Genomic DNA, 11,178 nt, shown 5'->3' with positions numbered 1-11,178 from the left:
AAGGGCACCTCACATCGGGGCTGGTCGGGAGGGGATCGCGACCACGACGGCCGAGCTCCTCGCCGCGTCGGGAGAAGGGGCGAGCGGTCCGGTCTGGCTGTCCGCCGGGACTGGCACTCGGCGCCGCCTACGGCTGAGCGAGCTGCCAGGCAGCGGATTCGCTCTGCAGGTCAACGAGTTCAGTGTCGGCACCGCCCCGCTCCCGGCGCCGCATCTCCCGGCGGTCGCGTGAGCTTCACCTCTGAGGAGAGACGGCGGCCGGCTCTCCTGCCGGCCGCCGGTGTGCTCTCACTGTGGCGCGACGGCGGCTTCCGGGGGCGGTGTGTGCTGGTCGGCGGCGCGGTGCAGCGCCGCCGCCAGCGCCCGACCTTCCGCCGGGGTCAGATAGCAGGCGCTGACATCACCGAGGGTGCTGTGCAGGCGCAGCAGAATCACCGGGCCGGTCGCGGTGCCGTCCTCGGGTCGGATCAGGAGTTCCGTCCCGTCGAGACGGCCGGTGAGGACGCTGCTGCCCGCTCCATAGTCCACAAGTCTCGACGCGCGCTCCTGCCTTTGCGGCCGGTTCCTGACCAGCTCCGGCTCTCGGTCATGGCCTGGCGGGAACGGGCCGGCGGGCCGCCGGCGGCCTCGCCTCATCGGAGGCGGACGCGGCGGGGACGGCCGGTCCTGTCCTGTTCGGCGACGCCGGTCGCGATCAGCAGATCGAACACGTTCGTCACCGCCCCGGCGGAACGGCCGACCGCGCGGGCGACCTCCCCAGCTGACCAGGCCCGGGTCCGATCCCGGCCCAGGCAGGCCACCACCAGCTCCCGCAACCCACCCGGCGCGAGCCGGCTGCCCGTGGAGGTCACCCGGCCCTGCGTCTTCCATACCGGCGCGTTGTCGTCGCCCGCCCATCTGCTCTGGGACGGCACATCCGTCCCAGAGCTGGACGGCACGGGCGGTGCCGTGCTGGCCGAACCCGGCTGGCGGGTGTGGCTCCACTGGTCCGGGTCCCGGCCAGCGCCATGCCGGCGGCCGGGAACGCGCACGGCACGACCGCCGGCCTCCAGCACGGTCAACGCACGACTCACCGTCGTGCGCGCCAATCCCGTCTTCTCCACCAGCTCCGCCACCGTCACCGCCCCATCCGCGGCGGCGAGCGTCCCTGCCACCAGGCGCGAGGTACCGGACCCGTATCTGTCTTTGCCCAGGGAAACTGACACCAGAAAATCTCCATGTCTCCGAACGGCGACCCGGCATGTGTCGGGCCGCCAGCAGGAGAACTCCAAACCGCCGCCCTTGCAAGCAAAAACCAAAAGAAAAATCCCGACACCTGTTCCGGGTATCGGAAGTCGAGAAGAATCTCGCTGGACGTCTCTGGTGCTGGAGTACGACATCGAGCAGGAAAAGTCCATGCTGCCTAGGTAGAGGAGAACAGGGCTATCGCGTCAACCGATGACACGACCCCGCCAGACCCGAACATGACCCGGCCCGTCGCCGGACACCGCCCGGCCACCCACCGGCCGAAGAAACCTGTCAGGCGGAGAGACTCAACTCTCCCGGCCGTCGAGGTAGTCGTCGCGGCGCCACGCTTCATCCCGCTGACCGCCGAGGAGCACACTGCTGCTGTCAGCGCCCTCACGGATCTCCTTCGCGCCCATCGAAGCGGGCAGCGGGAAACCCCGTGAAATGGTATCGCATGACGGCCGTCCCGCCGTTGAATACGAGCGATAATAAACAATGATGACCCGGTGGCCGCCATTGTGGGTGTGTCACCGATCTGCCGATCATTGACTTTCTGAAGGGTCCTGCCGTGACGTCCAGCCATCGAAAAGGCCGCATCCACCAGCCTGCCCGCACGACGAACCGGGTAGCGATCTACCTGCGTATCTCCACCGACGAGAAGAACCAGCCGTTCTCTCTGGAAGCGCAGGAGACCAAGCTCCTGGCGTTCATCGCCAGCCAGGACGGCTGGGAGCTGACCAGCAAGTACGTCGACCAGGCGTCCGGCGCCACGACCGACCGCCCCCAGCTCCAACGTGCCCTCACCGCGGCACGCGCCGGGAAGTTCGACGTCCTGCTCGTCTACCGCCTCGACCGCCTCACCCGCTCCCTACGCGGCCTCACCGAACTCCTCGAAACCCTCGACAAGGCCGGAGTTGCGTTCCGCTCCGCCACTGAACCCTTCGACACCGGCAACGCCACCGGACGAATGATCATCCAGATTCTCGGTGTCATCGCCGAATTCGAACGCGCCCTCATCATCGACCGGGTCATCAACGGCATGGAAGTCAAAGCCAGCCTCGGTCAATGGCAAGGAGGCTCCCGCCCCTACGGCTACCAGATCGACCCCAACACCGACCATCTCGCCGTGGACCCCGTCGAGGCCCCCATCGTCCGCCGCATCTTCACCGAGTACGTCAACGACCGCCTCGGCAGCCAGGCCATCGCCCGTAAACTCACCAGCGACGGCCTACGCACCAAAACCGGGCAGCCCTGGTCTCCCGCCGCGATCCTCACCATCCTGCGCAACCGCGTCTACATCGGCCACATCACCTTCCGTGGTGTCAGCCACCCCGCACCACACCCCACCATCATCGAACCCGACCTATTCGACCAAGCCCAGAAGATCCTGGCCGAGCGCGCCGAATCCACCGCCACCAAACGCGCCGCATCCGGCTCCGACTACCTGCTCAGTGGAAAGATCCGCTGCGCCCACTGCGGCAAGCACTACATCGGCACCGCCGCCCGCGGAAACCTCTACCGATACCGCTACTACAGCTGCTGGACCCGCAACCGCTACGGCACCAGCATCTGCCCCGCCGAACGCCTCCCCGCCGAACAGGTCGACACCGCCATCCTCAACGCCATGATCGAAACCTATGCGGGCAGCGGACTGGTCACCGAAGCCGCCGCCTCGCTCGCCGGCCGCATCGCTGACACCCGCGCCGCCCACCGCGCCGAACTCGCCACCATCGACAGCGAGATCAGCAAGGCCGAGACCGCGATCGACCGCTACTTCACCGCGTTCGAAGCCGGCACCATGACCGACGCCCTCGCCGGCACCCGCATCGAGAAACTTACCATCAAGATCAAGGAACTGCAGGGCCGCCGAGCCGAACTCGTCGACCACCTCGCCGACGACGCCACCCAGCCCGTCCCACCCACCGCAGCCGACCTGACCCGCCTGTCCACCCAGATCGCCGACGCCATCCGCGACGGCGCCCCCGCCACGCTGCGCCGCCTCACCGACGCACTCGTCGCCGAGATCACCGTCACCAGCCGCAGCCACATCCAACCCACGTTCCGCATCCCCACCCAGCCAGCCGCAGCCACGGACGACAGCGACAATGGGCGGCACGCAACGCAATCTGGCAGCGACGCTACGGAGGTTCGCGCAATACACGGATCGGTGCCCCTGGCAGGAATCGAACCTGCGACCTACCGCTTAGGAGGCGGTCGCTCTATCCACTGAGCTACAGGGGCGCTGCGGGGCGATCCCGCACCTGGCCGGTCGGATGCCTGGCGATGGCTCCATGGTCGACCGGGCGGGATCACTCAACGCCTCGCAAGCCTACGCATCCAGACACCGGTGTGGGAAGGCGACTCCACCCGGGCCCGCGCACACGCGCGAACCCGGACGGCCGGCGCGTGGATCCCGACGGCCGGTACGGGGTACGGGTGCTCAGCCGAGCTGCTCGGCCATCTCCACGAGCTCCTTGCAGCGGGGGCAGACCGGGAAACGCTTGGGGTCGCGCACCGGTTCGAACTTGTACCCGCACAGCGCCGTCACGCGGCCGCCTTCGATGGAGGCACGGACGATCTCCTCCCTGCGCGCGTAGTGAGAGAGATCATCCCCCTCGTCCGAGCGGGTGTCAGAGGTCTCCGGCGCGATCTGAGTCGTGCTCATACCCTCGAGTGTAGGTACTCGCCGCAGCCGAGCCGCCGGACTGGTGTCCCTGACCGCGGGCCGGCCGTGAGCCGTCCGCGGCGCGGCTGGTGCGGACGTTCACCCTGGCCTAGGCGGGCAACGCCGCGGGCTCGCGCCACGCAGTTCGTCGAGTGAGCGGTAGCCGCGACAAGTTGTACTTGTATCGATACTCTGAGTAGGAGCCAGTCTGGCCAGCGACACGGTGACGGAACGGGCACGGACATACCACACTCCGCCATCAGGACGCAGAGGAATGCGGCTCCTCCTGCCAGGCGTTGCGGCGTACTCTGGTTGCGGACGAAGGAGACCGGTGACTGGACTGATCGACAGTACCGAGATGTACCTCCGGACCCTGTATGAACTACGGGAGGAGGGCATCACCCCGCTGCGCGCGCGCTTGGTCGAGCGCCTTCACGTGAGCGCGCCGGCCGCGAGTGAGTCGACCGCGCGCCTCGCGAACGAGGGCCTCGTCGCGCTCGCCGACGACCGGACCGTGCAGTTCACGGAGAAGGGCCTGGTCAGAGCGACGGCGGTCATGCGGAAGCACCGCTTGGCCGAGTTGCTCCTCACCAAGGTCATTGGCCTGGACTGGGCGCTGGTCCACAACGAGGCCTGCCGCTGGGAGCATGTGATCTCGGACGAGGTCGAGGCCCGGCTGACAGTCCTGCTCGGTGACCCGAAGCGGTGCCCGTTCGGGAACGAGATCCCGGCGCAGCTCGAGACGGCGCAGCCGCCTGGTGTGGCACCGGTGAGCCTGCTCACGTCGGCTGAGCGAAGCAACACCGGGACCAAGTCGGTGACGGTGGCCTGGATCTCGGAGCGCCTCCAGACCGACGAGGAGGCGATGCGCGTCCTGCGGGACGCCGCGATCGTGCCCGGGGCACAGCTCTACCTGAACGCGCGCGGCGACAGGGTGTACATCGCCAAGCCGGACGGCGACAGCGAGGCCGAGATCGACCGCAGCACAGCGGCGCTCGTCTACGTCAATCACTGATCCGGGAAACGACAGCACACACGGCATACGGCACACACGGCACACAGAGCACGCAGCACCTGTACAGAGCCACAGCACGCAAGCATCTGTACGGATGCGGATCTGACTGTCGGGCCGGGCATTGACGCCCGGCCCTTCGTCTGTCCGAGCGCCACCCGGTGGGCGGGGCAGCTACCCGCCCACCGGCCAGCCCCGCCTCGTGCGCGACCCGCACAGCTCGCTCCATCGATTGGGGGGGGAGCTACACGGGTCACGCACAAGCCGGGCCGGGGGCGGGGACGGGGCCGGAGCGTCGTCGGGCACCGCGTCCGGGCGCGTCAGGCGCCCGGGCGGACACCGCCCTGGAACGTCGACCACCACACGTTCTCGATCCGTACGACCTCGCCGGTACGCGGCGCGTGGATCATCTGGCCGTTCCCGATGTAGATGCCGACGTGGTAGAGGTCAGCACCGAAGAAGACCAGGTCGCCGGGGATCAGCTCGTCGCGGGTGACCCGCCGGCCAGCCGTCCACTGGTCGCCTGTGTAGTGCGGGATGCTGACGCCGGCCTTTCCCCAGACCCACTGGGTGAGTCCGGAGCAGTCGAAGCTGTCCGGGCCCTCGGCACCCCAGACGTACGGCTTGCCGAGCTGGGCGCGCGCCTCCTGGACGGCGCGGGCCGCGCCGCCGCTGCCGCCGGTCGGGGGTGGCGCGGCCGGCAGGGCGGGTGCCGCGGCGAAGGCGTTGCCGGCCGTCGTGACGAGACCGGCCTCCCGGGTGAGCCGGTCACGTTCCAGGGCGGCCTGGCGGGCCGTCTCGGCGGCGGCCGCGGCCTCGGCGGCCTTGCGGGCCCGCAGCGCGGCGGCCTCGCGTTCCCGGGCCTGGCGTTCCAGCTCCGCCTGCCGGGCGATCAGGCCGTCCAGCAGCCTGCCCTGCTCGCCGGCTGACTCCTCCAGCCCGCGCCGGCGCTCGGCCAGTGAGTCGACGAGCCGTTGCCGGCCGGCGCGGGTCTCGTCGGCGGCCTGCTTCGCCTCGGTCTGGTCGTGGCGGGCCAGCCGCAGGTCGGATTCGGCGGCCCGCTGCCGCCGGGACAGCGCGTCGACGGCGCCGGCGCGGTCGAGCGCGGTGCGGGGATCGCCGGTGAGCAGGATGGAGAGCTGTTCCAGCCCGCCGGAGCGGTAGGCCGACGTCGCCAGGCCGCGGTGCCGGTCGGAAGCGTGCCGGACGGCGACGTCCGCCGTTCGCAGCTGCTGGGCGGCCGTGGCCGCGGCGCGCTCCGCCTCGGCGAGACGGATGCGTTCGGCGTTGTACTGCTCGGCGGCCACGGACATCTTGTGGTTGAGGTCGTCGAGATGGGCCCGGGTCGCGGTGATCTGGGCGGCGATGCTTCCGAGGTCCTCGGCGTGGCCGACCTGTGGCCCTCCGCCGGAGCCGCCGGGGGTGTCGCTGTTGGTGTCGCTGTGGGTGTCGCCGCCGCGGGTGGGCGCGTTCGGCTCCGCGCGGGCCATGCCCGCCCCGATGCCACCGCCCGCGCCGGTCAGCGACGGCCCGGCGGCGAGAACGCCGAGCAGGGTGATGAGGACCGGGCGCATGCCCCGTCCGTCAATGGTCCGGCGCGTTGCCGACCGGTGGGAACCTTTGTCTGTTTCGAGTGCTGGCGTACTTACATTGACGTTACCTGGCGGGTCCCCGTACGGGGACGAAACGGGCGGAGATACACCCGATCGGGGGATAGTGCAGGCCTCGTGGGACGGGCTACCGGCGCTATGGCAGCCCTCCGTCGGAACACTGGTCACGACGCCGCACCGTAACTGTATGCAGTTGTACAGTCACGTAAGCACGCCGAACGACACGGAGAGTCCCGTAACATCCACGCTGAGTCTAAGCTCGAGGAGCATGGGTCGCCCAATTAATCGATTTCACATGTCAGAAACAGGAAAGACACTAGATCGGAACAGATCTTATCGACTCTTCGGCCGAAGGACCGGGACGAGCGCAGCGTGGCCGGGGACCGGGGTAGCGCAGTCCGCGCGGTGCGCGCGGGGGGAATGACAGGAGAGACATGGACGAATTGAGCTCGGGCGATACCGCGTGGGTGCTCGTCAGCGCCGCACTTGTGCTCTTCATGACGCCCGGCCTGGCCTTCTTCTACGGCGGTATGGTCCGCGCGAAGAATGTGCTCGGCATGCTCATGCAGAACTTCTTCTGCATGGGGATGATCACACTGGTGTGGTCGGTCGTCGGTTTCAGTATCGCCTTCGGTGAGGGTAACGGATTCTGGGGCGGTTTCGACTTCTTCGCCCTCCAGGATCTCACTGCGGGTGACGGGGCGATCCCATACGTCGCCTTCGTCGCCTTCCAGATGATGTTCGCGGTCATCACGCCCGCCCTGATCACCGGTTCCACCGCGGACCGGATGAAGTTCAGCTCCTTCGCGATCTTCGTCACGCTGTGGTCGGTCCTGGTCTACTCGCCCATCGCGCACTGGGTGTGGGCGAGCAGCGGCTGGCTGTTCAAGCGCGGCGCGCTCGACTTCGCGGGCGGCACCGTCGTCCACGCGAACGCCGGTATCGCCGCGATCGTGCTGGCGCTGTTCCTCGGCAAGCGGCGCGGCTGGCCTACCGGCGACTTCCGCCCGCACAACGTGCCGTTCGTGCTGCTGGGCACCGGCATCCTGTGGGTGGGCTGGTTCGGGTTCAACGCCGGCTCGGCGCTGGGCGCGAACAAGGTCGCCGCGATCGCGCTGCTCAACACGCAGATCGGTGCGGCCACGGCCATCCTCGGCTGGATCGCGATCGAGCGGCTGCGGGACGGCAAGGCCACCACGCTCGGCGCCGCGTCGGGTGCCGTCGCGGGTCTGGTCGCGATCACCCCGGCCTGTGGGTTCGTCTCGCCGATGGGCTCGATCGCCATCGGCCTGCTGGCGGGTGCGATCTGCGCGCTGGCGACGTCCATCAAGGGCAAGGTCGGCATCGACGACTCGCTCGACGTCGGCGCCGTCCACCTGGTCGGGGGTGTCCTCGGTGCGCTGCTGACCGGCTTCTTCGCCACCCTCGACACCAACGAGATCGGCAAGGACGGTGTGTTCTACGGCGGTCCGTGGAGCGTCGTGGGCGAGCAGGCGCTGGCCATCGGCGCGACGCTGGGCTACTCGGCGGTCGTGACCACCCTGATCGCCCTCGCGCTCAAGTACACGATCGGGCTGAAGGTCTCGGACGAGGACGAGGAGATCGGCCTCGACGAGGCGCTGCACGGTGAGACGGCCTACCGGCTGACGTCCATCGGCGGCAGCGGGTTCACCTCCGCCGTCACCGCGACCAAGGTGCCTGAGGAGGCCAAGGCATGAAGCTCGTGACGGCAGTCATCAAGCCGTTCAAGGTGGACGACGTCAAGACCGCCCTCGAGGGCATCGGCGTCCACGGGCTGACGATCTCCGAGGTGCAGGGCTACGGGCGGCAGAAGGGCCACACCGAGGTCTACCGCGGGGCCGAGTACAAGGTCGACTTCGTCCCCAAGATCAAGATCGAGGTGGTGGTGGACGACGAGGCCGTCGACGAGCTCGTCACCGCGATCACGACGTCCGCGCAGACCGGCAAGATCGGCGACGGAAAAGTGTGGGTTGTCCCGGTCGACGCTGTCGTCCGTGTACGGACGGGTGAGCGGGGCTCCGACGCCCTGTAAGCCCGGGAAGAACATTCGGGGGCGCGCCTGTTACGGCGCGCCCCCTTTCTTTTCGGCACTGTGACGCCGCGGCGAACATCTTGCCGTGGAACCGTGAACATCGGGCGAGAAACCGCGACAGACTGCGGGTGCGGGGGATAGGACCCAGTACGACGGGGGTGGCGGGTGAACGACAGGCTCCAGGCCCTGCGGGGCCGGGTGGACGCTTTTCCCGGTGTGACCGGGCCCGCGTTGCGGGAGGCACTGGTCGAGCGCGCCGACGCGGCCCTCGGGGAGCTGTTCGGGGAACCAGGGCCCGGAGTCGCGCTGCTCGCGGTCGGTGGCTACGGGCGAAGTGAGCCCGCCTTCGGCAGCGACCTGGACCTTGTGCTCGTCCACGACGGCCGCCGAGGCGACATCTCCGCCGTCGCCGACGCGATCTGGTACCCGCTGTGGGACGCCGGAGTCGGCCTGGACCACAGCGTCCGCACCGTGGACGAAGCCGTCTCCGTCGCCGACTCCGACCTCAAGGCGGCGCTCGGCCTGCTCGACGCCCGCGTGATCCGTGGTGACGGCGGCCTCGCGGGCACGCTGCTGGAACGGGTCCGGACCCGGTGGCGGGAACGCGCACCGCGCCGCCTGCCCGAGCTCGCCGAGGCGGTCGCGGAGCGCGCGCGCCGGATGGGCGAGCTCGCCTTCCTGCTCGAGCCCGACCTCAAGGAGGCCCGGGGCGGCATGCGGGACGTCCACGCGCTGCACGCCCTCGCCGCGGCCTGGGTCGCCGAGGCGCCGCCGGAGCGCGTCCAGGCCGCCTACCAGGTGCTGCTCGACGCCCGCGGCGAGGTGCGCCGGCTCAGCCACGGCCGCGCGCAGGACCGCCTGCTCCTGCAGGACGGCACGGCGGTGGCCGCGGCACTGGGCTACCCCGACTCCGTCACGCTGTCCCGGGCCATCTCGGACGCCGGCCGCACGATCTCCTGGACGTGGGACACGACCTGGTACCGGGTGGCCGCCGCGCAACGCTCGAAGATCCGTTCCCGGCTGCGCCGACCGGTCCGACGGCCCCTCGACGAGGGCGTCGTCGAACAGGACGGGGAGATCCAGCTGGCCCGCGACGCCGAACCCGCCACCGACCCCGGGCTGGTGCTCCGGGCGGCCGCGGCCGCGGCACGCGCCGGCGTCCCGTTCGGGCGCTACGCCATCGACCGGCTCGGCCGCGAGGCGCCGGCGATGCCCGAGCCGTGGCCCGAGGCCGCCCGGGACGACCTGGTCAGCCTGCTGGCGACCGGGGACGCCGCGGTGCGGGTGCTGGAGTCCCTCGACCAGGTCGGGCTGCTCGTGCGGCTGATCCCCGAGTGGGCGGCCGTGCGCAGCAAGCCGCAGCGCAACCCCTACCACCGCTACACCGTCGACCGGCACCTGATCGAGGCCGCCGCCCGCGCCGCCGCCCACACCAGGGACGTCGACCGGCCCGACCTGCTGCTGCTCGGCGCGTTGCTGCACGACATCGGCAAGGGGTACCCGGGAGACCACACTGACGCCGGCATCGTCATCGTCCAGACGTTGGCGCCCCGGCTGGGCCTGCCGCCCGAGGACACCGAGGTGCTGGTCGAGATGGTCCGCCATCACCTGCTGCTGACCGAGGCGGCGACCCGGCGGGACATCGACGACGTCGCCACCATCGAGTCGGTGGCGGCCGCAGCTGGCAGCGTGCGCGTACTCACCCTGCTGCACCGGCTTACCGAAGCCGACGCGAAGGCCACCGGCCCGACCGCGTGGAACGCCTGGAAAGCCCGGCTCGTCACCGACCTCGTCGACCGGGCCACCGCCGTGCTCGACGGCAAGGCACCGCCGTGCCCGCCCGCGCTCACCGAACGGCAGACCGCCCTGCTCGCGCTGCCCGACGACCTCACCGTGCAGGTCAACCCGCTCCCCGACGAGGGCATGTTCGAGATCGTGGTCGTCACCGCCGACCGGGTGGGCCTGCTCGCGACCACCGCCGGCGTCCTCGCGCTCAACCGGCTGGACGTCCGCCGCGCCTCCGCGCGGGGCGCCGGCGGCTGCTCGCTGCTACAGGCCGCCGTCGCGTCCGCGCACGGGCACCGCCCGGACCCGAAGCGGCTGCGCGACGACCTGCGCGCGGCCCTGGCGGGCACCCTCGACGTCACCGCCCGCCTGGCCGGCCGGGAACAGGACTACGCCACCACCCGTCGGTGGAACACGCCGGGGGCACCTCAGGTGATTTTCGACGACTCCGGCTCGACGACGGTCATCGAGGTGCGCGCCCCCGACCGTGCCGGGGTGCTGCACCGGATCACCGGCGCGCTGGCCGAGGCCGGTCTGGACGTCCGCACCGCGATCGTCGCGACCCTCGGCCTGGACGTCGTCGACGCCTTCTACGTCGAGGACTCGTCGGCCCCGGTCACAGCTGCCTCCACGGCCTCCACGGCCAGCTCTTCGGCCACCATCTCCACGTCGGCCACCTCTGCGTCTGCCGAGTCTGTGGCCGCGGCGTCCGCCGCCTCCGTGACCGGCCTCGCCATCCCGCGACTTCTGGGTAGCGCGCGGCGGGCCGAGGTGGCGACCGCCGTCATGGCCGCGCTCGACACAGGGGAGCCCGGCTAACCCCCGG

At 70.2% G+C, this 11,178-nt stretch carries 9 protein-coding genes, 1 tRNA gene and 1 pseudogene; 6 read left to right on the top strand and 5 right to left on the bottom strand.

The features are described 5' to 3' along the window. Positions 1 to 232 (top strand): hypothetical protein (locus AC559T_RS31160; protein ID WP_498870991.1); only part of this gene is annotated, 232 nt, incomplete at its 5' end. Positions 233 to 288: 56 nt separating this feature from the next. On the opposite strand, the gene AC559T_RS31155 is transcribed toward AC559T_RS31160, so the two are convergent. After that, positions 289 to 528 carry a hypothetical protein gene (locus AC559T_RS31155; protein ID WP_498870990.1) on the bottom strand — a complete coding sequence of 80 codons (240 nt, stop codon included), beginning with the start codon at positions 526 to 528 and terminating at the stop codon, positions 289 to 291. Between the two features lie 104 nt (positions 529 to 632). Continuing rightward, entirely contained in the window at positions 633 to 1,205 is a 573-nt protein-coding gene (locus tag AC559T_RS31150) for a helix-turn-helix domain-containing protein (protein WP_498870989.1), read from the bottom strand. A 590-nt stretch (positions 1,206 to 1,795) separates the two neighbouring features. Between AC559T_RS31150 and AC559T_RS31145 the strand changes: the two are divergent. Next, positions 1,796 to 2,794: pseudogene (locus tag AC559T_RS31145) on the top strand (recombinase family protein); the annotation flags it as partial. A gap of 601 nt (positions 2,795 to 3,395) precedes the next feature. Here AC559T_RS31145 and AC559T_RS31140 read toward each other — a convergent pair. Together AC559T_RS31140 and AC559T_RS31135 are read right to left on the bottom strand one after the other, a co-directional pair. Then, positions 3,396 to 3,468: transfer RNA gene (locus tag AC559T_RS31140), tRNA-Arg, on the bottom strand. A gap of 199 nt (positions 3,469 to 3,667) precedes the next feature. Further along, a complete protein-coding gene (locus AC559T_RS31135; RefSeq protein WP_020463628.1) occupies positions 3,668 to 3,892 on the bottom strand; it encodes a DUF3039 domain-containing protein in 225 nt (74 codons plus the stop codon). Between the two features lie 331 nt (positions 3,893 to 4,223). Here AC559T_RS31135 and AC559T_RS31130 point away from each other — a divergent pair, with 331 nt between their 5' ends. Beyond that, positions 4,224 to 4,907: a metal-dependent transcriptional regulator gene (locus AC559T_RS31130; RefSeq protein WP_041254947.1), complete on the top strand. Its 684-nt coding sequence runs from the start codon at positions 4,224 to 4,226 to the stop codon at positions 4,905 to 4,907. Positions 4,908 to 5,224: 317 nt separating this feature from the next. Here AC559T_RS31130 and AC559T_RS31125 read toward each other — a convergent pair whose 3' ends face one another. Then, positions 5,225 to 6,478 carry a C40 family peptidase gene (locus tag AC559T_RS31125; protein ID WP_112106903.1) on the bottom strand — a complete coding sequence of 418 codons (1,254 nt, stop codon included), beginning with the start codon at positions 6,476 to 6,478 and terminating at the stop codon, positions 5,225 to 5,227. A 470-nt stretch (positions 6,479 to 6,948) separates the two neighbouring features. Here AC559T_RS31125 and AC559T_RS31120 point away from each other — a divergent pair, with 470 nt between their 5' ends. From AC559T_RS31120 to AC559T_RS31110, 3 genes are all read left to right on the top strand, one after another. Further along, positions 6,949 to 8,232: an ammonium transporter gene (locus tag AC559T_RS31120; protein WP_112106904.1), complete on the top strand. Its 1,284-nt coding sequence runs from the start codon at positions 6,949 to 6,951 to the stop codon at positions 8,230 to 8,232. Beyond that, complete coding sequence (locus tag AC559T_RS31115; RefSeq protein WP_020463624.1) at positions 8,229 to 8,567, top strand: P-II family nitrogen regulator; 339 nt, start codon at positions 8,229 to 8,231, stop codon at positions 8,565 to 8,567. The genes AC559T_RS31120 and AC559T_RS31115 overlap by 4 nt, the downstream gene beginning before the upstream one ends. Positions 8,568 to 8,732: 165 nt before the next feature. Next, positions 8,733 to 11,171: a [protein-PII] uridylyltransferase gene (locus tag AC559T_RS31110; RefSeq protein WP_498870988.1), complete on the top strand. Its 2,439-nt coding sequence runs from the start codon at positions 8,733 to 8,735 to the stop codon at positions 11,169 to 11,171. Positions 11,172 to 11,178: the final 7 nt, after the last annotated feature.

Origin of the sequence: Frankia sp. Hr75.2 (assembly GCF_949319125.1) — a bacterium.
GTDB classification, from domain to species: Bacteria; Actinomycetota; Actinomycetes; order Frankiales; family Frankiaceae; genus Parafrankia; species Parafrankia soli.
Note: the sequence above shows the minus strand (reverse complement) of the source record. Positions and strands in the feature narration are given on the sequence as shown.